This window comes from Alkalilimnicola ehrlichii (assembly GCF_003399765.1).
GTDB lineage: Bacteria > Pseudomonadota > Gammaproteobacteria > Nitrococcales > AK92 > AK92.
Map to the genome: position 1 here is coordinate 42156 of NZ_NFZV01000021.1, position 26332 is coordinate 68487.

At 59.9% G+C, this 26332-nt stretch carries 25 protein-coding genes and 4 pseudogenes; 23 read left to right on the top strand and 6 right to left on the bottom strand.

What is annotated here, in order from left to right:
• The first annotated feature begins 21 nt into the window (after positions 1-21).
• Both CAI21_RS17120 and CAI21_RS17125 read left to right on the top strand, forming a co-directional pair.
• Positions 22-498 (top strand): carboxymuconolactone decarboxylase family protein, encoded by a 477-nt coding sequence (locus CAI21_RS17120; protein ID WP_116303411.1) that lies wholly within the window; start codon positions 22-24, stop codon positions 496-498.
• Between the two features lie 114 nt (positions 499-612).
• Entirely contained in the window at positions 613-852 is a 240-nt protein-coding gene (locus CAI21_RS17125; RefSeq protein WP_220348643.1) for an Atu4866 domain-containing protein, read from the top strand.
• Positions 853-1791: 939 nt separating this feature from the next.
• Here CAI21_RS17125 and CAI21_RS17135 read toward each other — a convergent pair.
• Together CAI21_RS17135 and CAI21_RS17140 are read right to left on the bottom strand one after the other, a co-directional pair.
• Complete coding sequence (locus CAI21_RS17135) at positions 1792-2919, bottom strand: SDR family NAD(P)-dependent oxidoreductase (RefSeq protein WP_116303414.1); 1128 nt, start codon at positions 2917-2919, stop codon at positions 1792-1794.
• A 55-nt stretch (positions 2920-2974) separates the two neighbouring features.
• Complete coding sequence (locus tag CAI21_RS17140; protein ID WP_116303441.1) at positions 2975-3730, bottom strand: SDR family NAD(P)-dependent oxidoreductase; 756 nt, start codon at positions 3728-3730, stop codon at positions 2975-2977.
• Positions 3731-3876: 146 nt separating this feature from the next.
• On the opposite strand from CAI21_RS17140, the gene CAI21_RS17145 reads away from it, so the two are divergent.
• From CAI21_RS17145 to CAI21_RS17200, 13 genes and pseudogenes are all read left to right on the top strand, one after another.
• Positions 3877-4518: a TetR/AcrR family transcriptional regulator gene (locus tag CAI21_RS17145; RefSeq protein WP_116303415.1), complete on the top strand. Its 642-nt coding sequence runs from the start codon at positions 3877-3879 to the stop codon at positions 4516-4518.
• A 244-nt stretch (positions 4519-4762) separates the two neighbouring features.
• Positions 4763-5524 carry an FkbM family methyltransferase gene (locus CAI21_RS17155; protein WP_116303417.1) on the top strand — a complete coding sequence of 254 codons (762 nt, stop codon included), beginning with the start codon at positions 4763-4765 and terminating at the stop codon, positions 5522-5524.
• A gap of 222 nt (positions 5525-5746) precedes the next feature.
• Positions 5747-6717 (top strand): annotated as a pseudogene (locus CAI21_RS24145) (PAS domain S-box protein); the annotation flags it as partial.
• 30 nt (positions 6718-6747) lie between these two features.
• The gene (locus tag CAI21_RS26110) at positions 6748-7488 is read left to right on the top strand and encodes a sensor histidine kinase (RefSeq protein WP_404840890.1); all 741 of its coding nucleotides are present in this window, start codon (positions 6748-6750) and stop codon (positions 7486-7488) included.
• On the top strand, positions 7485-7904 hold the full coding sequence (locus CAI21_RS17165) for a response regulator (protein WP_116303418.1): 420 nt from the start codon (positions 7485-7487) through the stop codon (positions 7902-7904). Before CAI21_RS26110 ends, CAI21_RS17165 begins: the two co-directional genes overlap by 4 nt.
• A gap of 164 nt (positions 7905-8068) precedes the next feature.
• Positions 8069-8386, top strand: a pseudogene (locus CAI21_RS25160) (response regulator); the annotation flags it as partial.
• A gap of 257 nt (positions 8387-8643) precedes the next feature.
• Positions 8644-10650, top strand: a complete 2007-nt coding sequence (locus CAI21_RS23305; RefSeq protein WP_258868984.1) for an EAL domain-containing protein — start codon at positions 8644-8646, stop codon at positions 10648-10650.
• Positions 10651-10822: 172 nt separating this feature from the next.
• Positions 10823-11005: pseudogene (locus CAI21_RS25165) on the top strand (ubiquinol oxidase subunit II); the annotation flags it as partial.
• A gap of 126 nt (positions 11006-11131) precedes the next feature.
• Positions 11132-12226 (top strand): annotated as a pseudogene (locus CAI21_RS25170) (ABC transporter ATP-binding protein/permease); the annotation flags it as partial.
• A gap of 164 nt (positions 12227-12390) precedes the next feature.
• Positions 12391-12732, top strand: coding sequence for an ATP-binding cassette domain-containing protein (locus CAI21_RS25175; RefSeq protein WP_404840891.1), 342 nt, complete (start codon positions 12391-12393; stop codon positions 12730-12732).
• On the top strand, positions 12729-12950 hold the full coding sequence (locus tag CAI21_RS17190) for a hypothetical protein (protein ID WP_116303421.1): 222 nt from the start codon (positions 12729-12731) through the stop codon (positions 12948-12950). Before CAI21_RS25175 ends, CAI21_RS17190 begins: the two co-directional genes overlap by 4 nt.
• The gene (locus tag CAI21_RS17195; RefSeq protein ID WP_116303422.1) at positions 12935-14185 is read left to right on the top strand and encodes an amino acid ABC transporter ATP-binding/permease protein; all 1251 of its coding nucleotides are present in this window, start codon (positions 12935-12937) and stop codon (positions 14183-14185) included. Before CAI21_RS17190 ends, CAI21_RS17195 begins: the two co-directional genes overlap by 16 nt.
• Entirely contained in the window at positions 14107-14382 is a 276-nt protein-coding gene (locus tag CAI21_RS17200) for an ATP-binding cassette domain-containing protein (protein ID WP_181919493.1), read from the top strand. The genes CAI21_RS17195 and CAI21_RS17200 overlap by 79 nt, the downstream gene beginning before the upstream one ends.
• A 190-nt stretch (positions 14383-14572) precedes the next feature.
• On the opposite strand, the gene CAI21_RS17205 is transcribed toward CAI21_RS17200, so the two are convergent.
• The 3 genes from CAI21_RS17205 to CAI21_RS17210 form a co-directional block, all read right to left on the bottom strand.
• Positions 14573-15007 (bottom strand): OsmC family protein, encoded by a 435-nt coding sequence (locus CAI21_RS17205; RefSeq protein WP_116303424.1) that lies wholly within the window; start codon positions 15005-15007, stop codon positions 14573-14575.
• A 196-nt stretch (positions 15008-15203) separates the two neighbouring features.
• Positions 15204-15479, bottom strand: a complete 276-nt coding sequence (locus tag CAI21_RS24155) for an STAS domain-containing protein (protein ID WP_220348650.1) — start codon at positions 15477-15479, stop codon at positions 15204-15206.
• The gene (locus tag CAI21_RS17210; RefSeq protein ID WP_220348652.1) at positions 15476-16942 is read right to left on the bottom strand and encodes a SulP family inorganic anion transporter; all 1467 of its coding nucleotides are present in this window, start codon (positions 16940-16942) and stop codon (positions 15476-15478) included. The genes CAI21_RS24155 and CAI21_RS17210 overlap by 4 nt, the downstream gene beginning before the upstream one ends.
• Positions 16943-17035: 93 nt before the next feature.
• On the opposite strand from CAI21_RS17210, the gene CAI21_RS17215 reads away from it, so the two are divergent.
• Together CAI21_RS17215 and CAI21_RS17220 are read left to right on the top strand one after the other, a co-directional pair.
• On the top strand, positions 17036-17320 hold the full coding sequence (locus CAI21_RS17215; RefSeq protein WP_116303425.1) for a metal-sensing transcriptional repressor: 285 nt from the start codon (positions 17036-17038) through the stop codon (positions 17318-17320).
• Between the two features lie 207 nt (positions 17321-17527).
• Complete coding sequence (locus tag CAI21_RS17220) at positions 17528-18124, top strand: exopolysaccharide biosynthesis protein (RefSeq protein WP_116303426.1); 597 nt, start codon at positions 17528-17530, stop codon at positions 18122-18124.
• Positions 18125-18191: 67 nt separating this feature from the next.
• Here CAI21_RS17220 and CAI21_RS17225 read toward each other — a convergent pair whose 3' ends face one another.
• On the bottom strand, positions 18192-19769 hold the full coding sequence (locus CAI21_RS17225) for a phospholipase D family protein (RefSeq protein WP_116303427.1): 1578 nt from the start codon (positions 19767-19769) through the stop codon (positions 18192-18194).
• 561 nt (positions 19770-20330) lie between these two features.
• Here CAI21_RS17225 and CAI21_RS17230 point away from each other — a divergent pair.
• The 6 genes from CAI21_RS17230 to rfaH all read left to right on the top strand — a co-directional run bounded on the left by CAI21_RS17230 (position 20331) and on the right by rfaH (position 26220).
• Positions 20331-21581, top strand: coding sequence for a capsule assembly Wzi family protein (locus CAI21_RS17230; RefSeq protein WP_147305155.1), 1251 nt, complete (start codon positions 20331-20333; stop codon positions 21579-21581).
• Between the two features lie 155 nt (positions 21582-21736).
• Positions 21737-22177: a low molecular weight protein-tyrosine-phosphatase gene (locus CAI21_RS17235; protein ID WP_116303429.1), complete on the top strand. Its 441-nt coding sequence runs from the start codon at positions 21737-21739 to the stop codon at positions 22175-22177.
• A gap of 11 nt (positions 22178-22188) precedes the next feature.
• On the top strand, positions 22189-23259 hold the full coding sequence (locus CAI21_RS17240) for a polysaccharide export protein (RefSeq protein WP_181919494.1): 1071 nt from the start codon (positions 22189-22191) through the stop codon (positions 23257-23259).
• A gap of 140 nt (positions 23260-23399) precedes the next feature.
• Positions 23400-23759 (top strand): Wzz/FepE/Etk N-terminal domain-containing protein, encoded by a 360-nt coding sequence (locus tag CAI21_RS17245; protein ID WP_116303431.1) that lies wholly within the window; start codon positions 23400-23402, stop codon positions 23757-23759.
• Positions 23714-25546 carry a polysaccharide biosynthesis tyrosine autokinase gene (locus CAI21_RS17250; protein ID WP_147305156.1) on the top strand — a complete coding sequence of 611 codons (1833 nt, stop codon included), beginning with the start codon at positions 23714-23716 and terminating at the stop codon, positions 25544-25546. The genes CAI21_RS17245 and CAI21_RS17250 overlap by 46 nt, the downstream gene beginning before the upstream one ends.
• Positions 25547-25719: 173 nt before the next feature.
• Positions 25720-26220 carry a transcription/translation regulatory transformer protein RfaH gene (gene rfaH / locus CAI21_RS17255; protein ID WP_116303433.1) on the top strand — a complete coding sequence of 167 codons (501 nt, stop codon included), beginning with the start codon at positions 25720-25722 and terminating at the stop codon, positions 26218-26220.
• Positions 26221-26332: the final 112 nt, after the last annotated feature.

Consider the following 26332-nt stretch of genomic DNA (forward strand, 5'->3'; position numbering starts at 1 on the left):
GCCGCTTCGAGGAAAACTCCAATGCTCTCATTTTCCACACGGCGCAAATCCGTGCTCACCGGGGGCGCCCTCATTGCCTCCGCGCTCCTGCCCTTCACGGTGCAGGCGACAACGACCGAAGCGCGCAGCGCACGAGGCGCCGAGATGATCCGTCATCTCAACAACGGCGAAGCGCAGCCGAACCTCGAGGCCATGCGCGAGGAGTTTCCCTTCCTCGCCGAAGCGACGGAGGCCTATGCCTTGGGCGACGTCTGGGGGCGGGATGTGCTCGACAATCGCACGCGACAGCTGGCAGCTGTCGCCGCTATGGCGGCCCTGGGTGAAACCGGCCTCATGCGCGTTCATGCCGGCTACGCGCTCAATGTCGGCGTTACGGAAGAGGAGTTGAAGGAGATCGTTTACATGATCACCGTACCAGCCGGGTTTCCGCGTGCCATTGCCGCCTCGCAAGCGCTTTCCGAGCTGTTCTCGGAGCGACGCTCAAGCGTTGTCGAGTAATTGATGATGTCCACCAGACACGGCCTTCAACCGAGAGCGCTACTGTACGTCGTTCTTACCACTGTCTTGATGCACGGCGGCGTACAGGCGGAAAACTTACAAGGAGATCTCCCCATGGCAGACCACCCTTATGTCGGGATGTGGGTCACCGACGATGGTTACATTCGCCACGAACTGCTGCCTAACAATCGCTACGACGAAGCCCGCGGCGAGCGCGAGAGTGCCTACCAGGGCCGCTACCGTGTGACCGGCAATTACATCGAATACTGGGACGACACCGGTTTCACCGCTGACGGTGAGTTCATCGATGGCGTGCTCTACCACGCTGGTATGGTGCTACGGCGGAAAGAGTAGTATTCGCAGGATTAAAAAACCTTCACACACATAGCCGCAGGGGTTGCATATTGAACATTAAAAAAACTACGTTCTAACAATCGGTGCACCTCTTATTCTCATGTCCTTGAATCCTTTTGTGCACGCTGAGAAATATCACGGCGCCGGTTCACAAGAGGTCTTCAATAAAGCACTCATTGAACAGGCCTTCGATAACTGGCAGCAGGGGGCAGGGGATTTTTCGACCTATTATCAGAGAATGCCAAGTGGACGATCATTGGCTCCAGCCCGATTTCGGAGACCTATCGCTCCAGGCAAGAGTTGATCGATCACTCTATCAAACCAATTAACGCTCGCTTGGCCACGCCAATCACGCCCTATGTACGAAAGATCATTGCGGAAGAAAACATCGTAGTAGTGTTTTGGGATGGAAGCGCCACTACGCTAGATGGAAACCGCTATGACAATAACTATGCGTGGCATATGGTCATGGAAGAGGGAGAGATCACAGAGGTCACAGCATTTCTCGATACCTGGAAGCTGACAAAGCTTCTTGAGTAGCGAAGCCAAGACTCGGCAGCCTGGACTCGCCGCCACTCTCCAGGAGTGTAGACCCTGGCTGTCGCGGCTGTATCACAGCTCGCCCGGGGAGAGAGAGAAAACAAGCCGTCAATACGGGGTGTCTTTTATGAACCCCGGATTCAACGACGAAGTGCAACACGATGGAATTGCGGTAGAGGTGGGTGAGGTGCGTTAGCATCAGCAGTATGGACATGGTCACCGCACAGCTGTTGACAGGTCAAGAAACCATCGGAGACATGTCTTCGGTAAACTGGAAACGTTGCTGAAGCCTTCGTGCCGAAAGCGGCAGCGAGGACTACCGAAACTGAATATGCGGCTTTCGCCGCTGCCACACTGAAGCTCTCATGATCGCACCGTCGTAATCACCAACAACACCGGTCAGCCCATGGTGACGCACATTAAGCTGGCGCTCTTCGCCCGCGGCACCAACATCCACGCCGACGACATCACCGCAGCGAACCTGCTCGAAGCGAGCACAAGACACCGAGAACCGGCGGGTGGTGCCGGCTCTCGGTTTTGATGACCGTTCCTACCTGCTGAGCTACGCGGCGCTATCCACTCCTCGCTTTTCGCCCATAGCTGTCTGGCCTTGTCGGCATCGAGTGCATACGATCTAACGCCCTCGGCAAACGGGTTGGGTGTATCGTCGATTGGCGCTATCGCGCAATCTTCAAGATAGCGCCCGCCAATTGCGTCCTTGTCCGCCACGACGGCGGCCCAGACCGACGTGGCGGCTGCCTGCGAGACCTGTTTCAGCTCTGTGGGGGGAAGCCCCGCTTCAGTGCGTGCTTTGCCCACCGTCTCGAACAGGCCCTGCAACTCCTCCGGTGAAAAATGACGGGCAAGATCTGTCATGCTGTTACCGGGCATCACCGAGGCGGCGCGGATACCGCGATCGCGATATCGCCTGTCGAACTCGACGGCGAACAGAGCATTGGCTGTTTTCGATCTGCCATAGGCGACAAAGGGGTCGTACGCTTGTCGCTTGAAGTTGGGATCATCCAGGTCGACATCGGCGGCACGGTGCGCCTGGGATGAGAGAACCACCGCACGTCCGTTATCGGCGAGCAGCGGCTCGATCCTGGTGAGCAAGGCAAAGTGACCGAGGTGGTTGGTGGCTAGCTGGTTTTCGAAGCCATCCACCGTGTGTCGGAACGGAGTAGCCATCACTCCAGCGTTGGCGATGATGGCATCGAACGGCTCTCCGCCAGCCAGTAGCCTGTCCGCGCAAGCCCGAACGCTCTGCAGGGATGCCAGATCCAACCCGATCAGATTCAGGTTGCCCCCGCCTTGCGCCGCTGCGTCCCGCACCGATGCCGTGGCCGCTTCGGCACGAGGAACGTCTCTCACCGTACCGACAACACTGGCGCCCTTGGCGACCAGCGCACGGGCCGTTTCGAGCCCGATGCCCGACGATACGCCCGTTATGAGAAACCGCTTTCCCGTGAGATCGATACCGCCAAGCACCTCTTGGGCGGTCGTCTTTGCACCAAACGTCTTAGTCATTTCCTTTCCTCTATCGTGTGCTTGGGTGAAACTTCATCGCTCCAATTCTTGAGCCTCAGATCTGGTACCCACCGGCTACGTCCAGCACGGTGCCGCTGAGGTAACTCGCGTTCGGCCCCGCGAGGAAACAGACCGTCGCCGCCACCTCCTCGAGGGTAGCGATCCGCCGGATGGCATGCAGATCCATCATCGTTTCCGGTACGTTGTGCGCTACCTCCGCCGCCATGTCCGTCGGCATGATGCCCGGCTGCACGATATTGACCGTGATATTGCGGGGGCCGAGATCACGCCCGACACCTTTCGCATAGCCCGCGATGGCGGCCTTGGTGCCCGCGTAGTCCGCCACGCCGGGGATGGCGACACGGCTGGCAATACCCGAGCCGATGAAGATGATGCGTCCACCGTCCGAGAGTCTGCGTGCGGCGGCCCGCGTGGTTGCCACAGCGCCGAGCACGTTGACGTGCCATTGATGGTCGAGCTCGTCGGCGTTGAGTTCATAATCGTCGACGAGCTTGCCCTGAACCGCGATGGCTGCGTTATTGACGAGTATGTCGAGCCTGCCGAACTCGGCCATCACCGACTCGATCAGAGGCCTGGCGGCTGAAAGGTCGGCCTGGTCGCTTCTGATCGCGATGGCACGAGCGCCCTTGGCCCTTAGTTTCTCGACGACTGCCTCAGCCTTTTCTCTAGATGCCACATAGCTGATCGCAACATCAGCCCCGTTTTCGGCAAGCGCTTCCGCAATGGCTGCTCCAAGCCCGCGCGATCCGCCGGTGACGAGAGCAACCTTACCTATCAACTCCTTCTGCATAACTACCTCTCTCAACATGGAGGAACGATTCCGTGCAAAGGGAATCAGGAACAGTAACGACCGTTACTGTAACGCACGGTACTGAACTGGACTGGGGGCGTCAAGAAATTTAGTATCGACCGGTATGGAAAAGAGGAGGCAATCCGATGGGACGTCAGCGCGAATTCGATGTGGAGCAGGCTTTGGACGCTGCACTCTGTGTGTTCTGGCGCAAGGGTTACGAGGGGACTTCCTACACTGACCTGACGCAGGCCACGGGGGTCGAACGCCCCGGGCTCTACTCGGCGTTCGGCAACAAAGAGGCGCTGTTTCGCCAAGCGCTTGAACGCTACTACTCACACTACCTGGACTATTTCCCGACGGCGCTGGAGCAGCCGACCTCACGAGAGGTGGTGGAGCAGATCTTTCGTGGGGCGGCAGAGCTGCATACCCGCCACCCCGACCGCCCGGGGTGCCTTGGCATCCATGGTGCCCTAGCGGGCTCTGACGATGCCGAGCCTATTCGCCAGGCCTTGATCGACGCGCGTGCTCGCGGAGAGGCCATGCTCCGCGACCGGCTCGAACGAGCCAAAGAGGAGGGGGATCTGCCAGATTCGGCCAACAGCGCTGCGCTTGCCGCCTATGTGATGGCCGTTCTCCATGGCATGGCCGTACAGGCCAAGGCCGGCTGCAGTCGCGATGTCCTGGAAGCGGTTGTCGACCAAGCCTTATCGACTTGGCCTTCAAATCCTTCCGGGCGCGAAACGCAAAAAACCGGCGCGATTAAGCCGCTCCCTCTTCTTTATTAATAAAGTAGAAGATCTTGATGTTCTGCTTTATTGCCCTGCATGTAGAAATGCCGACTTACCCCGCGCTGCTGCTGAGCGCTGTGCGGTGTTGTTGGGTCCGGTGGAATCCGCCGGGGCTCTTTAATTGGCTGCGCACTGATGCCGGCCCGCTTCTTGCTAATGCCTCGCTGTCTATGTCGTACGTGCAAGGCGCTGTAGGCGCTTACAACAACGACGTGTTCCACACCTAGGAGGATCGCTTTTGATGGGAAGTACAGGCAGATTCTATGCAAAACGCTTCGCCGCCCGTTTACCTAGCCGCTGGCAGCAGCGGCTGCAGGTCTACCGCTGCGGCCGCCAGATCGACCGGAACATCTTCGTCACGGACGAGCCCGAGTTCGCATGGCTAGACGCCTTATTACGTCCCGGCGACTGGGTGTTGGATATTGGCAGCAACATTGGGATGTACACCTTGCGCTGTGCCAGCCTAGTGGGGCCTACCGGGCGGGTATTCGCTCTAGAGCCGGTGCCGGCTACCTTTAGCCTGCTGAGCGCGAACGTGCAGCGTGCGGCTTGTACCAATGTTACGCTGTTGAACGTGGCGGCTTCCGACCGCCCGGCCCTACATGGTATGGCCGTGCCGGATAGCGCGAGCGGTTTGAAGAACTACTATACCGCGCACCTTGAAGGCGACATTCCGGAGTTTCAGGTTACCTGTTTGCCGGTAGATAGCTTGGCGCTGGCCCAGCGAGTGCGCTTGGTGAAGCTAGACGTTGAGGGTCACGACTATTCGGTGCTACGCGGAATGCGCCGGCTGCTGGAGCGCGACCGGCCGCTGTTGATCGTCGAAGTCAGCTCTTCGCAGACGCGCCATTTCCTGAGCGAACTCGGTTATCGAGAAGATAGCTTGCCTGGGTCGCCAAATGGAGTGTTCTACTCGGCGGACGAGGTATTGCCGTGGCACGGGGCTGCGCCTGTTGCTAATCCGGTAGCCTCGCCTGCGCGTTTACCTGAGATCGAGGTTTGAAGCGAAGCCGGTTCCGGCGTACCTTGAAAGAGGAGGGCGGAGCCGGCGTTCTGTGTGTGCCGCCGTTCCGTGCGCCCTCTCCCTTCCATTCCACTAGCAAAGATCCCACTACCCATAAATGCTGGCCTCAAGCAGGAGGGCGATTACCTCCGCCAAGGTAGTCGCTATGCGTGTGGCCCAGTGTGCGACTAGCTCTCGATGTCCGAGGAGAACGAGCGAGCGATGGGGCGTTTGTCGCGACTGGAAAAACAGATTCTCGCTGGCTTTATCGCTGCCGTTGGCGGGTTAGTGGGAGCGGTCGGTGCCGTCTACCTGACAACCAGCGGTTTGGTTGGTGCCTCGCGTAGCGCGGTAGCCGATGCCGAGCTATTAGCGGCGGTGGAACGCGTCTCTCTTGCCACTTATCAGGCGGAGTCCGCCCAGCGCGGCTACTTGCTGACGGGGGACGAGGCGATGCTTGACGAGCGGAACACGGCGGTCGAGCTTGCGCAGATGGCGGTCGCCGAATTGCGTCAGGCGGCGGCCAGACAGGCGCCGGAATTCGATCCGGTGGCGGAGTTGGCGGAGGAGCGTTTAGAGCTGCTCGACCAAGCGCTGGCGGCTTACGCAGACGAAGGGTTGGCAGCGGCCCAGGAGCTGCTTAGCGCCGGAGTGGGGCAGCCGCAGATGCAAGCGCTGCGCGAACAGGCCGAGCGCGCGATCAGGGTGCGCCAGCGGTTGCTTGAGGACAGTGCGGTGGCAACCGAGGCCGGCAGCCGCGCGGTGACCGCCAGCCTCCTGGTCAGTCTGGCTTTTATCGTGCTGCTGTTCATTATTCTTATGCTGTTGATCCGGCGCGCACTACAGAAGTTACGCCAGTCGACGGCTGCCTTGGAAGCCAGTCAGGCTCGTCTCAAGGCGGTCGTGGATACTGCGGTCGACCCCATCATCGTGATCGACAAGCGCGGCATTATGGAGAGTTTCAATCGGGCGGCAGAGCGTGTCTTCGGCTATGCCCAGCAGGAGGTGATCGGCCGTAACGTGTCGATGCTTATGCCGTCGTTGGATTTCGAGCGGCATGACGAATATATGGACCATTATCTGCGCACTGACGAGAAGCGCATTATCGGAGCGGCCGGGAGGTGCAGGCGCAGCGCAAGAGCGGAGAGGTGTTCGCTGCGGAGCTATCGGTCGCCGAGTTCCGTGCCGATGGCGATCGACGCTTTAGCGGTATCGTCCGCGACATCAGCGAGCGGAAGCTAGCCGAGCGGCGCCGACTCAAGCTGATGCGGGAACTGGAGGCGGCCAACGAGAATCTCTCCAACTTTGCTTACGTCGCCTCCCACGATCTAAAGGCTCCGCTGCGTGCCATCGGCTCATTAGCCGACTGGATCCGCACGGACTACGCTGACAAGTTCGACGACGAAGGCCGCGAGCAGATGCAGCTGCTGATCGGGCGCGTCCGGCGGATGGATCGTCTGATCGACGGCATCCTACAGTACTCCCGAATTGGCCGAATGAGCGAAGATCAGGCCCGAGTGGAACTCAATGAGGTGCTGGACGACATCCTCGACTTGCTACAGCCGCCGCCGCATATCCAAGTGCAAGTAGATCCCTTGCCTACGGTGTGGGGCGAGCCTGCTCGCATCCATCAGGTGTTTCAGAACCTGCTGAGCAATGCCATCCGTTATATGGACAAGCCCCAGGGTAGGGTGCATGTCGGCTGTGCCGATGAGGGCGCGATGTGGCGTTTTAGCGTTGCCGATAACGGGCCCGGTATCGGGCAGCAGCATCGCGAGCGGATCTTTCAGCTGTTTCAAACCTTGGCGCCGAGGGACCGGACGGAGAGCACCGGTATTGGTCTTTCCCTGGTAAAAAAGATCGTCGAACTCTATGGCGGCCGCGTATGGCTGAAGTCCACGCTTGGGGAAGGCGCTACCTTTTACTTCACCTGGCCCAAGCAAGCGCGAGAGTCCGAACTATGAAGCGAAGCGATTGCCCTATTCTGTTGGTGGAGGACGACCAGGTCGATGCCATGACCGTGCGTCGTGCCCTCAAAGAGGTGGGCGTAAAAAACCCGTTGGTGCACTTCGATAACGGTGAGGAAGCGCTGGGCTTTCTAAGCGACTCCGCTAACGATCGCCCCTGCATCATCCTGCTCGATCTGAACATGCCGGTGATGAACGGCATCGAGTTTTTGCAGCGCATCAAGGAGCAGCCGCTGCTTAAGCGGATTCCGGTGGTGGTACTTACCACTTCGCGGGAAGAACAGGACAAATGCCGCAGTTTTGATTTCAGCATCGCCGGCTACATGGTCAAGCCGGTGGACTACCGGCAGTTTGTCGAGATCATGCGGGTGATCGACGCCTACTGGAGCTTGAGTGCCTCGCCGCCGGTATAGGCCTGCAACGGAGTGTACTTGGTTCAACGAGATGGGGGCCTCAGACAAATAACTGTTACCTCGCTTGGCTAGCCGAGGTGCCGGAATGCGGGAGGAAGGGCCTCGGCGAAGCTGAGTTCGAATCTGGTTGGAGATCGCGGGAAGAGACTTTGTCGAATTCCAAGATGCGCATTCTGCTGGTGGATGACGATGCGGTGGACCGGCGAATTGTCCGCCGCGGGCTTACCCGGGCGGGTGACGACATTCACTACGAGATTATCGAAGCGGAGACTGGGGAAGAAGCCCTGCAGCGACTGGCCGAGTCGCGTTTCGACTGTGTGCTGCTCGATTTGTGGCTACCCGACGTCAATGGTCTGGAGCTTTTGGGGCGACTGGAAAACGTAGGGACCGACGAGCCGGTACCGGTTGTGATGCTCACGGGGCAGGACGACGTCGCGACGGCCGTAAAGGCTATGCGCCTAGGTGCCCGCGATTACCTAATCAAGGATGTCGAGGGACATTACCGCGACATGATGCCGGCGGTCGTGCGTCGGGTGCGCAGCGGCGAGCGGCTGCGCCAGGAGGCGCGGCGAGCCGAGGCCGAGCTGAGGGCGGCGGAGAGTCGTTACCGCAGCCTGATCGAGCAGATCCCGGCGATTACTTTCACCATGACCCTGCGCGGCCCCGGCGAGCCTATTTTACCAGCCCCCAAATTCGCGAGCTTGGTATCGACCCTGAGGCTTGGCGGCGCCAACCGGAGCTGTTCTGGAAAAGAGTGCCTGCCTCGCACCGAGCACAGGTGCGGCATGCCTGGGTGGCCACCCGAGATCACGGCGAACCGCTGGACGAGGAATTTCCGTTCGTCCGACCGGACGGGAATGAGGTTTGGTTGCGAGCGCAGGCCCGTTTGGTGCGGGCGGAAGGGCATGCTTTCGTCCAGGGGATTCTTACCGACATCACCGAGAGTCACGCGGTGCAGGCGGAGTTGCAGGCGCATCGCGAACGCTTAGAGGAGTTGGTCGACGAGCGGACGGCGGCGCTCAATCAGTTGAATCAGCGGCTACAGCGCGACCTTGCGTACCGCAGGCAGGTAGAAGACGCCCTGTTTCGGGAAAAACGGCGGGCGGAAGTTACTTTGCAGGCGATCGGGGATGCCGTTATTACGCTGGGCGCCGACGGTAGGGTGGATTACGTCAATCCTGCCGCCGAGCGTCTGCTTAACTGCGCCCAGGGCGGTATGCAGGGCGAGCCGCTACAGGCATGTCTGACCTTTTTGCACGAAGAGGAGGAGCGGTCGTTCGGCTTGGACGAGCTTGCCGCGTTCGCCGAAGAAGAGGAGGGTGCCTACTGCTGTCGGCTCCGGCTGCGTGCCGGAGGCGAATTGACGGTCGCGATTACCGCGGCTGTTGTCCGCGATGCAAGCGGTCAGGCGGCCGGACACGTGATCGGCCTGCGAGATGTCACCGAGGAGCGCGCGCAGGCTCGGCGCTTATCGCATCAGGCGCGACACGATGCGTTAACCGGGTTGGTCAACCGTGCCGAGTTCGAACACCGTCTAGGTCGGCTACTAGAGCAGATAGACGGGCAGCAACATGTGTTGTGTTTGATCGATCTTGACGGCTTCAAACCGGTGAATGATACCGGTGGTCATGCTGCGGGCGACGAGCTGCTGCGCCAGCTCGGCCGTCAGCTCAGCCGTCACGTTCGTCAGCGAGATACTCTGGCCCGCCTGGGCGGGGACGAATTTGCCTGCGTGTTCGAGCACTGCTCGTTAAAGCAGGGGGTTGGGTTAGCGGCAGAGCTGTTGGAGGTTGTGAAAAACCACAGTCTGTATTGGCAGGGGCGCACCTACCGAGTCGGCGCCAGTGTGGGCATCGTCGCCGTCGATGGCGCCAGTCCGAGCGTGCCCGAGGTGGTTCAGCAGGCCGACCGCGCCTTGTATGCGGCCAAAGCCGCCGGCCGTGGTCGGATAAAAATCTATGAGCGCGATGTGGCCGCCGATGCCGCCGTCAGCGACCCGTGGCAGCGGCGCTTGATCGAGGCTCTAGCGCGCGAGGAAGGTCTGCGTTTGTTTCAGCAACCTATCGCTCACCTGGGAGAGCAACCATACCAACCGCATTTCGAGTTGCTGCTGCGCTTCGCCGCGGTGGAGGGGTTGTTACCGGCGACGCGTTTCATGCCGGCGGCCGAGCGCTTTCGGCTCGGACCCAGCCTCGATCACTGGGTGGTTACGCACGCTATCGACCATATGGCAGCGGAGGCGGCAAATACCGTCTACTTCGTCAATGTATCCGAGGCGAGTTTGCGAGAGGGTGTTCTGCCGAGCGTTGTGGCCGACCGCTTACACCGGCAAGCGGTGGATCCGGCGCGGTTGGTATTGGAGATCGGCGAAACGGCGGCTTTGAACAGTTTTCCGGAAGCGGTGGCGTTCGCTCAGGAGGTGAAAGGGTTGGGGTGCGGGATATCGCTGGACGATTTTGCCGACGGCCTGCCCATGATGCAGCAACTGAGCCAGTTGCAACCGGATTTTATCAAGATCCGCAGCCATTTGATCGAACAGTTTATCGAAGATGCGATCGCGCGCGCCTTAATCCAGTCGATCGTAACCGTCGGCCACGCGGCTTCGGCGCAGACCGTCGCCAAGTGGCCGCGGGAGCGCGAAGATCTACGCGAGTTGCAGACACTTGGGGTAGACCACGTCCAGGGCAATCTCATCGCGCCGCCGTACGCTTTAGGGGCGCGGGCGGAGCCAAGCTACCCGCATTAAATGTTCCGCTTCCTTCCGTCGCTACATCTTGGCCAGCTATGGAAGCAGGCCGGATTCCTTGATGCCGCTGGTCGAAGAGGCGGACTTTCGCCGGATGGACGAACGCCTCGCCGAGCTTGTGCTGTAGTCGCCTGCTAGAACGCTAGCCTCCCTCAAGTTCATTATGCCTATGCTTTGGCCGTTGCCGCTGTTGGGGTTAGCTTCTGCGGCACTGCTGTGGCGGTCTGTGCAGCAACGAAAAGAGAGATATCCGTTGTTCGGCGTGCTCTTCGCGTTGCCGATCGTGCTCGGCTACACGGCGTGGACCTACTGGGTGTTCCGTGGCAAAGTCAAGGCCGGGGCCGCCTACCACTGAGGGATCGTGATAGACAAGGCTGAAGCAACCCGTCCGCCCGTCAACCGTTGGTTGGCGGCGCGGGCGACCGAGGTTAAAGGGGCGTTGGCGGTTGCCGTCGGCGCTGGCGTGTTCGACGGCGTGTTGGTGATCGCGCAGGCGGCTCTGATCGCCTGGGTTGTCCAGGCCGCCATCGACGGTAGTAGTGTGGGCGAGCTTGGCTTACCGCTGATTGTGCTGTTAGCAGTGTTTGCCGGCCGCGCCCTTTGCACGTGGGCTGCCGGTGTTGCCGGCACCGAAGCGGGAGCGGGTGTGGTGGCGGGTGTGCGCCAGGCGCTTTATCGTCAGCTTATCGCGCTGGGGCCGGCACGGCTTGGAAGGCGGCACAGCGGCGCCGTGGCCAGCACCTACGTCGAGCAGGTCGAGGCGTTGGAAGCTTATTACGCCCGCTTTTTACCGCAGGCACTGGTAGCGGTGCTGGTGCCGCTACTGATTATCGCTGCTGCCGCCTACGTGGATTGGTTGGCGGGCCTGCTGCTGTTGTTCGCCGCGCCCCTGGTGCCGCTGTTCATGGCATTGATCGGGATGGGAGCCGAGCGTCTGGCGCGGCGCCAGCAGCGTTTGCTGGCACGGATCAGCGCTCATTACCTGGATCGCCTGCGCGGCATTATCACCCTCCGCCTGCTACGCGCCGGCGAGCGTGCCGCCGCAGATGTCGAGGCCGCCGCCGATGCCTATCGGCAGAGTACGCTCAAAGTACTACGAGTGGCTTTTCTCTCGTCGACCGTGATGGACCTGATCGCCGCTATCTCCATCGCGGTGGTAGCGGTTTACGTTGGCATGTCGTTGCTCGGCTTGTTCGACTTCGGTCCCGGTCAGGAGTTGACCCTGTTCAGCGGTCTGTTCGTGTTGCTGCTCGCGCCCGAGGTTTTCCTACCGCTGCGGCGATTGGCGTTGCATTATCACGACCGCGCCGACGCCGTCGGCGCCGCCGAGGAGATTATCGATCTGCTCAATCAGCCGGCGCCGCCGTTGGTGGCCGCTCGGCAGGCGGCATCGGCGGCGCGCGATCGGGACGACCTGCCACTGCCCCAACCGGTGGCGCTGCACTATCAAGAGGTCGCGTTTGCCTTTGCCGCCCGCACTCGGCCGGTGTTGCAAGGGGTAAATCTGACGGTGGCACCCGGCGAGCGCGTTGCCATTGCCGGCGCGAGCGGGGTAGGTAAATCTACGCTGTTGCATCTGGCCGCCGGTTTCCTACTTCCTGCCAGCGGGCAGATACTGATCGGTGACGCGCCGCCGGCCGCCGAGGGTGCGGTGGCTTGGGTGGGCAGCGGCCGTGGCTGTTCTACGGCACATTGGCCGACAACCTGCGGTTGGCTGACCCACAGGCGAGCGAGGCGCGCTTGCGCGCCGCGGTCGAGGCGGCAGACCTGGGGCCATTATTGGCCTCCTTGCCGCAAGGGTTGGAAACGCCATTGGGTGAGCGCGGCTTCGGCCTCTCCGGCGGGCAGGCAAGACGGCTCGCATTGGCACGGGCTCTGCTCTCGGGAGCACCGGTGCTGCTACTCGACGAGCCCACCGAGGGGCTGGATCGCGCTTCGGCGGATCGACTGTTGCAGGCGCTGGCGCGTCTTGCCGACGGTCGCCGTACGGTGCTCGTCGCTACTCACGATACGGCCGTGCAGGACTGGGCCGATCGGGTGGTGAGAGTGGTCGACGGCGCGGTGGCGGAGGTTTCGGCATGAAGGAGTTGCGACCGTTTCTGCGCCAGTTGCTGCGGCGACGCTATCAGCTGCTGCTGGGTACCTTGCTGTTACTTGTCACGTTGGCAATGGGCATCGGTTTGCTGGGCCTGTCAGGCTGGTTTATCACGGCTACCGCACTCGCCGGGCTGACCGGCGCGGCTTTGGATATCTTCACCCCCAGTGCCGGTATTCGCTTTTTGCATTGGGGCGCGCGATAAGCCGCTACTTCGAGCGCTTGGTCAATCACGATGCGGTGTTACGCCTGCTTGCGGACCTGCGCGGTTGGCTGTTCCGGCGGCTGTCGGTATTACCGTTGGCCGAACTTGGGAGATTGCGCAGCAGCGACTTGCTGAACCGCATTACCGCCGATATCGACGCCCTCGATAATCTCTATCTGCGAGTGATCGGCCCCTCGCTTGCGGCGGTGGCGACACTGGCCCTGACGGCGCTGTTTCTGGCCGCATTTGCACCGAGTGTGGCGATCGCGGTGTGTGCGACCCTGGCCGCTGCCGGCATTTTGGTGCCGGCAGCGGCCATGCGGCTGGGCCGGCCGTTCGGTGAGCGAGAAGGCCGTTATTTGCCTAAGCTGCGTGCGGCAGCCACCGAAACCGTCGATGGCTTGGCCGAGCTACGCGCCTATGCTGCTGTCGACCGCCACGGGGCTAAACTGGCCGCCGAGGAGTCGGCTCTTACCAACGCCCGTCGCGCTGCCGGTCGGCTAACGGCCGTGGGCGAGGCCGCGGTGGGACTAGCTGGTCATCTGGCGCTGCTGGTCGCGCTGGTGTTGGGAATTGGCTTGTATCAGCAAGAAGCCGTCTCCGGCCCGGTATTGGTGTTGTTGGCGCTGGCAGCCCTGGCCGCCGCCGAGGCGGTGGCACCGCTGCCCCAAGCTTGGCAGCATCTTGGCCGAACCCGTGCCGCCGCTAGTCGCCTGCTGGAGTTGGGCGACGAGCCGATAGCGGTGGGAAGTCGGCAGGCGCCGGCCGATAATACGCTTTGTCTGCAACAGGCGAGCTTTCGTCATCATCGCTATGCCGAGCCGGTGCTCAGCGCGATAGATTTGGAAGTGACGGCCGGCGAGGCGGCGATTATCACCGGCGCTTCCGGTAGTGGTAAATCGACGCTGGCCGAGCTGCTGGCAGGGCTGCGCCGGCCGCAGCAGGGACGGGTGCTGCTGGGTGGGGTGGAGGTCTCCGTCTTGGCCGAGGCGGAGCGTTATGCGCGTATCGGGTATTTGGCGCAATACAGCGAGCTGTTCGCCGATACCCTTGCCGATAACCTGCGCTTGGGAGCGCCGGGGGGGAGGAGGCCGTGCTCTGGCAGGCGCTGGAGATGGTCGATCTGGCGGACTTCGTCGCCGCTCTGCCGCGAGGTTTGCAGGAGTGGACCGGCGAGGCCGGTTCGCGTCTCTCGGGCGGCCAGGCGAGACGGCTTGCGTTGGCGCGCCTACTGATAAGCAGCCCGGATATTGTGCTGCTGGACGAGCCTTTCAGCGGCCTAGACGCTGCAACTGCGGAGCGGGTGCGTGAACGCTTGCAGCCCTGGTTGGCTGAGCGCACCGTGATCAGCTTTTGTCACGAAGCGTCCAGCGCGGCGCGAGCCGGACCCGCGTACCGCCTTGAAGGTGCGAGCCTATACCGCCTTGGCTAAGAGGGTTGGGATCGTTCGTCTGTAGCCGAACGGTTTGCGTGTACGGCCTCAAGAGGGACGCTAACCGGGTGTGGAGTTTAATGAGGCGTACGACGCCGTACCGTTAGGATGGAATGTCGGACTTGCTCAGGGGCTGTCGGTAAGCATTCGCCCCTGAGCGGAGCCGGTTGGCGCTGCGGTCTGCCGAGCGTCAGGCAATAACAACGTTCGGCACGAGCGTGATCTCGGCCGATAGGGAATTATTGACCAAGCAGACACGCTCGGCTTTTTCGAGCAGCACTTTGGCCCGCTCGGTGTCGGTGCCGTCGGCGACGGTCAGGCAGGGTTTGACCGTGAAGTGCGTGAAGCGGGTGACTTTGTCGACCTGGTCAAGCACGGCTTCGACCTCCACCGTCAGCTGCTCCCAGTGAAATTTCGACGCCTGCGCGACCGCGCGAAAGGATAGTACAAAACAGCTGGCGACGGCGCCGGTGAGCATGGTTTCGGGTGACCAGTAGCCTGCCGGACCGTCGAATTCCGGCGGTGCTGTCGTCTCCAGCGTGTCGAGGTCGGTCGATTCGACGGGAACGCTTCCATCGAGACGAGCGAGGGCGCGTGCTTGGTATTGGTGGGGAAAGCCTTGCATAGCCGTGGACTCCATCGTTGTTGTATTGAATCGTTAACCTTTGTCGTTGTCGCCGCGCCGGTCCAATCGATGTTTTCGTCAGGTAACGGTAGGTGGCGGGCTTTCTAGCCAATAGCTGGCGAAAGATCATCGGGGCTTTGCCTGTACGGGTGCGGGCCCTACTAGCAAATAGCGTATATACCCTCTCGGGTATTGGCTAGAGTAACGTTTTGCCCGCGAGCGTTTCCACCGCTTCCTCGGTACTAAGGAAGATTTGCCCTGGCGCCAGGTGCTTGAGCAGGTCGCTCTGCCGTAACCGATCCATTACCGGTCCTTTCACCTCGGCTAAATGTAAGATAATGCCTGCCTCCTTTAGGCTCTCGGCGAGCTGTTGGAGACTCTCCATGGCGCTGTGATCGATGGCGTTGACCGCGCTGCAGATCAGTACCAGATGCCGTAGCTCTCGCTGTTCGGTTGCGGCGACGGCGATCACGTCCTCGACGTGCGCGGTATTGGCAAAAATAGGCTGCGGTCGACTCGGAGCAGCAATAGTTCCGGCCAGGTCTCCACTGTGTGCCGCTGGACGTTGCGGAAGTGCTCGGTGCCTGGGATGCGGCCGACAATGGCGATGTGCGGTCGGCTGCTGCGCCAGAGAAAGATGCCGATGGATACGGCCAGCCCCAGCAGCAACCCGATCTCGATGTCAACGACCAATACGCCTAAGAACGTGATCAAAAGTGCCGCGGCGTCGGCGCGATCGTAGCGCCACGTTTTGAGAGCCGTCTGCCAATCGAATAGAGGTGCGACGGCAACCACAATAATGGCGGCGAGCGTGGCCTGCGGCAGATAATAGAACAGCGGCGTGAAGAACAGCGCTGCTACGCCTACCAGAACGGCGGCAATGATAGTCGCCAGTTGTGTGCGAGCACCGGCGGCAAAGTTGACCATTGAACGGCTAAAGCCGCCAGCCACCGGCATGCTACCGGTGGCCGCTGCGGCAACGTTGGCCGCGCCAAGCGCGATCAGTTCCTGATTGTTATCGATCTTCTGCCGTCGCCGGTAGGCCAACATTTTGGCCACCGATACGCTCTCAACGTAGCCGATCAGCGCAATCATTAATGCCGCCGGCAAAAGGTCGAGTGCGCGCTGCGGGTCGACGAAGCCCAGGCTCGGGCTAGGCAACCCAGCCGGGATTTCGCCGACGATGGCGATCCCGGCGGTATCGAGCCCTAGCGCTGCTACCAGAGCCGTTGCCGCTGCTACCAGCGCAAGCGGCCCCGTGCGGCTAGCCAAGCCGGCGGTGCGGGAGTTGAATCCAAGCTCTTGTAGCAGGTGGGTTAGCGGGGTCTTTAGCAATAAGAGAATGGCGATGCTGCCGACTCCGAGTAGGGCGGTCGCCATATGCAGCTCACTGAGGTGGGCGAAGGCGTGGCCCAGCATGTCCAGGCTTGAGCCGGCGGTTGGCAGTGGCAGTCCGGTGAGGTTCTTTAACTGACTGATAATGATTAGTACTGCCGCACCGCTGGTGAATCCGGACAGCACCGGATGGCCGAGAAAGTTGACGAGTATCCCGAGCCGCAGCGCCGCCATGATTAGCAGAATAGCGCCGGTCATGGCGGTGAGCAGTAGGGCATCCGAAAGGTAAGCTGGATCGCCCGGCGCCAGTCCGGCTGCGCCAAGGGCGTTGGCCACCAACAGCGCGGCGACGGATACCGGCCCGACGGAGAGCGGTCGGCTGGTGCCGAGTAGGGCGTAGACGATGGGTGGAACGATGCTGGCGTACAGCCCTACCTCGGGCGGTAGCCCCGCAAGCAGGGCATAAGCCATGCCCTGGGGGATGAGGAGCACGGCGGTGATGATGCCGGCGGTAACGTCGTCGGCAAGCCAGCCGCGCTGGTAGCTGCGTAGCCATGCGCTGGCGGGAAGCAGGCGTTGAAGGGGAGACGTGGGCTTCATGGTCGGCCTCGATAACGAACCGCGATGGCGCTATAATACCCCCTAGGGTATATTGGCGTCCAATGAAGCATGATTCGGCTTGAGGAGTCTCTTATGACTGAACAGGTTCGTTCCAAGCAAGCGCGCCGGAAGGCGCTGTTAGCGCGACTGGCGCGCGTAGAGGGGCAAGTGCGCGCTATCCGTCGCATGATCGAAACGGGCGAGAGCTGCGAGGCGGTAGCCCAGCAGCTTGCCGCCTCGCGTACGGCAATGAGTAAGGCGTTCTGCGAGATGATGGCCTGTGCCATCGAACATGAGATTGACATCGATGGTTCGCTCGGCGAGCCGGCGCAACAGAAGCTTTCCGAGTTGACCCGGCTGCTGACGCGGTATGGTTGACCGACAAGGTATCGTTACCGTAACGGCATGCCGCTACGGTTCGGTTTTGGCAGGTGGAGTCCTCAACCGCGCCGGATGCGTCGCTCTCTAAACCGCTCGTGTGCCGGATGCATATAAGAGCGTGCGTGCCCCCTGAGCCTCTTGCAGCGTACTGAGTCAAACGGCATTAAAGCTGTTAGCGGGTGGAAGCGGGATTAAGGAGTCGCCATGGCGCAGCAGGACGACGCAAAGTCGCTCTCCGAGGTGGTAGACGAAATTACGTCCGCCGGTGAGCGGAAAGAGCAGATCTCCGTTGAGGAGATTATGAATGCGGTCGGTAGGCGCTCGTTCGGGCCGTTGTTGCTGGTCCCGGGGCTGATCGTGCTGTCGCCGCTGAGCGGTGTGCCTGGGGTGCCGACCCTGGGGGGAATTGTGATTTTTCTTTTCTCTGTCCAGATGTTGCTTGGACGGGAGTATTTCTGGTTGCCGGCGTTTATTCTGCGCCGTCAGGTAAGCCGCGATCGTATGGCTAAGGCTGGGCGCTTTCTCGCTTGGCTAGCGCGTTGGGCCGATAAGGTGATCAAGCCTCGGCTATTGTTCCTGCTGCATAAACCGGCCAGCCATGTCGTTGCTGTCGCTTGTACGCTCATTGCGGTGATTATGCCGCCATTAGAACTCATTCCATTCGCGAATGTGGTGACGGCTTCTGCTATCAGTGCTTTTGGGCTCGCTTTGGTTGCCTACGATGGGGTGCTAGCGGTCTTGGCGTTTCTGCTAACCGGGGTAAGCTTTTATTTGCTAGTGAGCGGACTGCTGCTTTCGTGACAGTGCGAAGGCGACGAGGCTTACCGGTCGGCGGGTACTGACTCTTGCCCGCCTTGGGTTTATAGCATCAGAGTTGTGACTCGATCGGAAGGATGCGCACAAAGAGCGCTAATCCTCGCCGCCAAATGCTCGCTCCGGGCTCGCGTGTATAAACGCTATCGCCCGAGACCCAGCGAAGTTGGCCTTGAGCGTTTAATTGAGGGCGATAACTCAATGGGGCTTGGGTCGCAAATCGATAAACCTCCGCAAGTTGTTCGGCAAGATCGGCGTTGGCAACGAATATCCCCAGCTCTGTATTGATATGGGCGGAACGAGGATCGAGGTTGAAAGAGCCAATGAAAGCCTCCCGGCGATCGAAGAGGACAACTTTAGAGTGGAGACTGGCGTTGGATGAGCCTAGCCCTAAGGATTCAACGCTTTCGCCAGCGGCACGAAAGGCCATAGGGCTTAACTCAAAAAGGTTTACGCCTGCTGCGAGTAAGGTCCGTCGGCGTCTCGCATAGCCGCTGTGCGTGATGGCGACATCGGTAGCGGCCAGAGAGTTGGTTAGAACGGTAACTTCAATACCGGCTTGGGCCAGGGCAACTAGCCCTTCCGTTCCCTCCCGGCCTGGGACAAAGTAAGGAGAGATAATAAAAACCTCTTCTTTAGCAGCGGCAAAGCGCTCACTCATCGCTTCCAACACGCCCGGCTCGGCATCCTTTCTGCCCAGTGCCTTATTCGGGTCGTCAGCGACCAGCTCAACGGTATCGCTCCAATAGTAGGCGTCGGCTTGCAGCAAGGTGCCTGTAGGTTGGTATGCCGATTCCGTTAAGGGATGGGGTGGGTGGGTTTCGAGCCAGTGGCGTAGTTCTTGGCGCCGTTGCACCAGCTTAGCCTGCGGTAGTTTGCCGCGCCGAAGCTCGGTAATGGGTAAGGCGAGCGGACTGTTCCAGTACGCGTTGAAGGCATAGCTAGCTTGTTCTGCGGCGAGGCCGATTATTGCCACGTCCAAATCGGCGAAGTTGAAGTCGTTGCCGGCGTCGAAGTAGTTGTCGCCGATGTTTCTGCCGCCGACGATGGCAATATGGCCGTCTACTATCCAGGCTTTATTATGCATGCGGTGGTTGAGGGCGCTGCCGCGTAACAAAAATTCCGTGCCCACCCGCAGAAATCCCCACCGTGCTCGAAAGGGATTGAACAGCCTTACCTCAAGGTTGTTGTGAGTATCTGCCGCCGCGAGCGTGGTGTCGCTACCCCGGACGTCCATATCGTCCAGTAGCAATCGGACTTGCACGCCGCGATCGGCGGCTTGCAGCAGTTCCTTAAGAAGAAGGCGTCCAGCGGTATCGTCTTGCCATATGTAGTACTGGACTTGGATGCTCTGATTGGCTAGCCGAGCGCTTTCGATGCGGGCGGCGAAGGCGTCGGCGCCGGTAAATAACAATTGAAAGCCGCTATGAGCCTGGCTCGCCGGTTCTTTTATCCGCTGTTCGTGTGACCACTCCGCAAGCGGACCGGAGGGGGCAGGCAAAAGGGGAGGGCTGGGCGGCGCGTTGGAGCGCGGGCCAGGCGCAGCACACCCGCTGATCCAAAGAAGAAAGATCAGCACCCACCCGCGGCGAAGAGCTTGACGGTATTGGATAGCGTATCGCAAGTGCGCCATGTCGATCGGTTCGTTATATGCCGCGGGAAACCTATGATACCGAGTTCACAAGTATGGCGATACGTACCGAAATGGTAACAGGTTTGCCGTTTAGTCGGGCGAAAAGTCTCAAGTCGCTGTTTTCTAACCGGCGTTCGCTACTGGGCGTGATCCTCCGCGTAGATAACAAGGTATATGAGAATATCTCCACATATTAAGCGGGTGGATTTTGCGAGATACCTTGATATTTTGCCGCGGAACTTTAAGGGTATGAAGCGTGCCGGGCGGGGTGTACTATACCGTTCCCGCGGCGCTTTCATCACCGTCACTGAAAGCTTCCTTTTACCGAGGACTCCGGTTGCTGCAGGTGTTGAACCTAATTGGTGTCTCGAGAGTCGTACCTTAAAAGGCTATCCGGTTCCTTCTTAAGGAAAATATAGAACTTAGCACATGGATTGAGTGTTGGCCGTGCGATGTCGATATCTTTTTCGGGGGGCACTTTCAGCGTTGGCGCTCGCCACGTTTCTTTTTTGTGGAAACGTAAATGCGGCGCCGGTTCTGGCTTTCCCAGGCGACCTTGGCTTGCGCCACGATCTCTTATTGCTGCGCGATAGCGGCCGGCTCAATATGCCCGTTTCCAGTTGGCCGATTCCCTATTCTGCAATCGGCGAAGGCTATACCCCAAGCAAATCAAGTGCCCAAGAGCCGTGGCTAAGTGCGCAGGCACGCATGCTAGCGCGTGTGCAACAGGCGCAGGCGCCTGGGTTCTCGGCGTCGTTAGGCATGACGCTGGCGGCAGAGCCGCAGACGTTTCGCGGTTTCCAAGATACGCCACGCGAACACGGCGGAGTTACGGCGGAAGCCGGCTGGACCAGCCCTCGTTATGCCGTGCGGGCGCAGGCGCAAGGCGTGCGCCAAGCCGATGGCGACAACTGGGATGCAAGATTTGATAACAGTTATGGGGCGCTAAGCGCCGGTAATTGGTTGATTGCCGCCGGCACGGTTCCGCAATGGTGGGGGCCAGGCTGGGATGGCAGCTTGATTCTTTCTAACAATGCCCGTCCCGTCCCTGCGGTTATTTTACAGCGGCAGACCGCGCAGGCCTTTGAGTGGCCTATTCTCGAATGGTTAGGACCTTGGTCTTTCGTTGCCTTTGCCGGTCAGTTGGAAAACGATCGGTATGTGCCCGAGGCGAAACTGCTTGGCGCTCGGCTTACGCTTGTGCCGACGGAAAGATTGGAAATCGGCCTTTCTCGGACGGCACAATGGGGCGGCGAGGGGCGGCCGGAAAGCCTACGAAGCCTGATCGATTTGGCTATCGGGCGTAGTAACGCCGGCGATAGCGACTATTCGCGAGATGACCAACCGGGCAATCAATTGGCCGGTTATGACATACGTTGGCGCTCTCCCTTAGTCGGCGACTTTCCGTATGCCATTTATGCTCAAGCTATTGGCGAAGACGAAGCGGGCGGTTGGCCTTATCAGTTCGTCTGGCTAGGCGGTATAGAAACGTGGGGCTTCGCCCACAACGGTAGTTATCGCGTTTACTTCGAAGCAGCCGATACGGCCATCGATTTATTCGTCCGTTCCGAGCAAAGATTTAATACGGCTTACGAGCACTCGGCCTACCGCAGCGGGTATCGTTACCGCGGCCAGTCGCTCGGACACGGCATCGATAACGACAGCCGTTTATTTACGCTGGGAACGTTCTGGGCGCCGACTCGGGCCATTTTTGGCATTTCCGTGCCCAATATGCCGAGCTCAATCGCGACGGGCGGGATCGGCCGGCTCCCGGGGGGCATCGCCTCTCGCTCGGTCAGCAAACCGATGTGATTAAGCTGAGCGCATCGCATGAAAGACCATTCGCGAATGGCCGTCTTCATAGCGGCCTATCGTACCAATCGGTGAGCGATAAGACGGATTCTCTGCGTAGCGAATTACAAGCTTACTTAGGGTGGAGCATCGCCTTATGAAAAAGGGGCAAGGCCATGTTCAATAATATTGTGGTGGTGTGTGTCGGCAACATCTGCCGTAGCCCGATGGCCGAGGCTTTATTGGCGCACGGGCTCGCCTCGAGAGAAGAGGTAAAGGTAAGTTCCGCCGGGCTGGGAGCGTTGGTCGGAGAGCCGGCGGACCCCTTGGCTCAGGCGCTTATGGAGGAAGCGGGCTTAGATATTTCGGCGCATAGGGCGCGCCAACTCAGTCCGCTTATTACGCGAGAAGCCGATCTGATATTGGTCATGGAGCCGGGACACCGGGAGGCCGTCGCCAAGATGGATGTCTCGGCGCGGGGAAAGTGTTATTTGCTCGGGCATTGGGAAGAGGGGTTGGAAGTGGCCGACCCTTATCGAAAACCTCGAGAGGCGTTTGAGCAAGCCCTGCGCACGATAGAACGCGGAGTCAATGGATGGGTTGCCAGATTGGGATGAATCGAGTCGTTATGAAACATAAGCTTTTATTGGCGATATTGCTCGTCGGAGCGTTGGCTGGGTGTGCAACGCCGGGAATGCATCGCCCTGATGCTACGGGCCCCATTGAGACCGAGCACGGCATGATTGTCCCCATTACGCCGGAGCTGATACGGGAAATGCGTTTGGCGCGGGAAGTCGTGGAAGAGGACGACCCGGTCGGACGGTTAGTAGCGGAGCCGCAGGAGTACCGTATCGGGCCTGCGGATATCCTCAGCATTACGGTGTGGGGGCATCCTGAGTTAACGATCCCTGCCGGCGAGTTCCGCGACGCGGCGTTGCAAGGCTATCTGGTGCGCGACGACGGTACCTTGTTCTACCCGTACGTGGGCGTGATTACGGTAGCGGGCAAAACAATTTCCCAGGTTCGCGCGGAGTTGACGCGACGCCTTGCCCCTTATCTCAACGACCCCCAATTGGATGTTCGGGTTATTGATCATCGTAGTCAACGTGCCTATGTCGCGGGCGAGGTTAGAGAGCCCGGCGTACGCACGGTGACCGATGTGCCGCTAACCGTGCTGGAGGCGATTAGCGCGAGCGGCGGTTTGACGCCCGAAGCCGACCCCCGCAACGCGACGTTGACGCGCGATGGCGAGGTAATCCGGCTCGATTTGCTTGCCTTATACGAAAGCGGCGATAGGGCGCAAAATGTCCTCATGCGCGCTGGCGATGTCTTAAATGTTCCCGATCGAAGCAGTCAGAAGATTTTTGTAATGGGCGAGGTTACGCGCCCGAGTTCGGTGGAAATACCGCGCCGCGGGATCACTCTGGCCGAGGCGCTAAGCGATGTCGGCGGCCCCAATCAGTTGAGCGCGAATCCCGGGCGTATATATGTGATTCGAGCCGGCGTTGAGGAAATACCCGACGTGTTCCACTTAGATGCTCGCTCGGCAAGCGGCATGATGCTGGCCGAACGCTTCGAATTGCGGCCGCGCGACGTGGTGTACGTAGACGCCGCCGGTTTGACGCGTTGGAACCGTTTCTTGACGCAAATCTTACCCTCGATCGGCGCCGTCGTGGCCGCCGACAGAGTGCTTGATTAAGTCGCTAAGGAAGGAGACCGCATAGGGTCTCGGGGATAACAAGGACTTATAAGAATGAATGCAATTAACAGGCCTCAGGGGCAGTACCGCCCCAGGCGCCGGCCGTTCAGCAACCGGTCGACGATGGCCAGGAAATCGACTTGCGACAACTCTTCGATATGTTGTTGAGCGGTCGTTGGTTGATTCTCGCTTGCGTGTTTTTGGCCGGTCTGGCCGGTTTAGCGCATGCGTTGTTGGCAACCCCGATTTACCGGGCCGATGCGTTGGTGCAAGTCGAGCAGGAAAAGGGGCTTCTACCCGGTATGGAGCGGTTTGCGGAAGGCTTTGCGGATGAATCCAACGTGGCCGCGGAAATGGAGCTGCTGCGCTCGCGGATGATCTTGGGGCGCGCGGTTGAAGATATGAATCTCGAAATAGTCGTCAGACCACGTCACTTCCCGGTTTTGGGGAGTTTTTGGCGCGGCGGACGCCTGCCGGGGAGTTGCGTTCGCCGTTGCTAGGTCTTGGCTCCTTCGCCTGGGGGGGCGAGCGCATCGAGCTGACCCAGTTGGTGGTTCCGCATCATCTGCTTGGCGAGTCTTTGACGTTGCGAGCCGAAGGCGACGGCGCGTTTTCCGTGTTCTTGGAAGGGCGGCCGCTGATCCGCAACGGTCGCGTTGGTGAGCCGGCCATTGCCGACAATGGCGAGGTTCGGGTGTTCGTTCGCGAGCTGCACGCGCGCCCGGGAACCGAGTTCGAGCTTATCAGGCATTCTCGAATGGCTGCGATCCGGGGTCTGGCGAGTCGTTTCCAGGTGTCGGAGAGCGCGCGTGGTAGCGGTATGCTGCGGTTAACGTTAGAAGGCCCCGATGCCCAAGCCAACGAACAAACTCTGCGCTCTATTCATAATGCGTTCGTGCGGCAGAATGTCGAGCGGAAGTCCATGGAGGCGGAAAAACGTATCGAGTTTCTCGACGAGCAATTGCCGGAGTTGCGCGCCTCGGTCGACGAGGCGGAGGGGCGTTTTAACCGGTTCCGGCAAGACAACGAGGCCTTCGACTTAGCCGCCGAAGGTGCCAACTTGTTGAATCAAGTAGTGGAGGTAGAGCAACGGCTGGCTGAGATGGATTTGGAGCGGTCGCAGCTGCGCATGAGCTATGCCTCGCAGCACCCCAATATTATCGCGCTGGACGAACAAATGGAGCGGCTGCGGGAGCGGCGGCGGGAGTTTGACAGCCGGATTCGCGAGCTGCCGCAAAGTCAGCAAGAGTTGTTGCGCCTGCGGCGCGAGGCGGAGGTTAATTCCGCCCTCTATACCGCTATGCTGAATAACGCGCAGGAGTTGCGCGTCGTTCGTGCCGGAATGGTAGGTAACGTGCGGGTTGTCGACGAGGCGATTACCGGCCATCGGCCCGTTCGCCCGAATCGTAGTCTGACGCTGGCTGTCAGCGTTGTGCTTGGCGGTTTGTTGGGCGTGTTCACCGTATTCCTCCGCAATATGCTGCGGCGGGTTGTCGTGAGCCCGGACGAGCTTGAGAAAGCCTTCGATTTGAGTTGTTATGCCGTTATTCCGGAGTCGGAGACCTTTCATCGGCAGGAGCGGAGAGCTCAGAAAGGTAAAGGGGCGCCGCCCATCCTGGTGAGGGATATGCCCGAGGACTTGGCCTCGGAAAGCCTACGCGGATTACGTACCGGCTTACATTTTGCGCTGATGAATAGGAACGGTCGTTGCGTGGCATTGACCAGCCCGAACCCGTCGGCCGGGAAGAGTTTTCTATCGCTTAATCTGGCCTATTTGTTAGCTGAGGCAGGAAAGCGGACTATTGTCGTGGACGCAGATCTACGGCGCGGTCATATTCATAAAACCTTGGACGTGACGCGCGCGCCTGGATTATCCGACGTAATTGCGGGTAAGGCGAGCCTCGATGAGGCGATACGTCCGGTTGGCGATAGTAAATTGCATTTCCTGCCGACGGGGGAAATTCCTCCTAACCCCTCTGAGTTGCTGATGAGCGAACGCTTGGACGAGGTGCTCCGTTCCTTAGAAGAGTCGTACGATCTGGTTATTTTAGATACGGCGCCGGTTCTGGCAGCCACGGACGGGGTGCTGGTTGCGGCGCGGGCAGCAGCGGTATTTCTTGCTATTCGCGCCGGCACGACATCGCTGGCAGAGGTGAGACAGGCGGTTCGTGCGATATATCGCGACTCCGTTCCCATCAGTGGGTTTATATTGAATCGCTTACAACAGGGTTCTGCGCGCTATTCGAACGGCGGCTATTACCATTACCAGTATTCCTACAACGCGTAAGCCTTACCTTACTAAGTTTTAGGACATATTGAACGCATTAGTAGCCTTACTCGCTGTTGCCGTTGATGCAGGTTGCGGTTCGCGTTTCGGTTGGATTGCCGAAAATGCGTAATAGCGGCGAGCGATAACCGAGTTTCGACAACCTAGGCCATGGATACGGTCGAGGGGGATATATGAAGAAATGGTATCTTGTTCTCTCCAAACCGCGCCAGGACGAGCGGGCGGAGGTGCAACTGAGCAACCAGGGGTTCGAAGTTTTTCGCCCGCTAATCAAAGTGTTTCGGTGGTCGGGAGGCAAGCGGCGCACGACGGTCGAGTCCATGTTTCCTCGCTACCTCTTTTTGTGCCTGGACGATGTTGGGCAGGATTGGGCCCCGATTCGATCTACGCGCGGAGTGCAGGATTTAGTTCGGTGGGGCGGTGTGGTGCCGAGTGTGCCCGAAGCGGTTGTCGAGCGTTTGCAAGCACGGATGGCCACTAACGGATGGATTGACTTCACCGCTAGGGACGATTTTCGGCTTAACGAGCGGTTGAGGATTACCGATGGACCTTTCGCCGGTTACGAGGCCTTGTTTCAAGCGCGAAACGGAGAAGAACGGGTCGTGGTTTTGCTGAATATCATGAGACAGGAGCAGCGGTTGAGTTTGCCTGCTCAGGCAGTAGCCCGGGCTTGATCGCGTACGAGTGCAGGGCTGTCGTCATATTGACTTGCTAATATCCCTCCTTTGCGGATGTGCCTGCATGATCGCACCCTGCGCCGGTGAGGGCGAAATAGGCGTCGCGAAA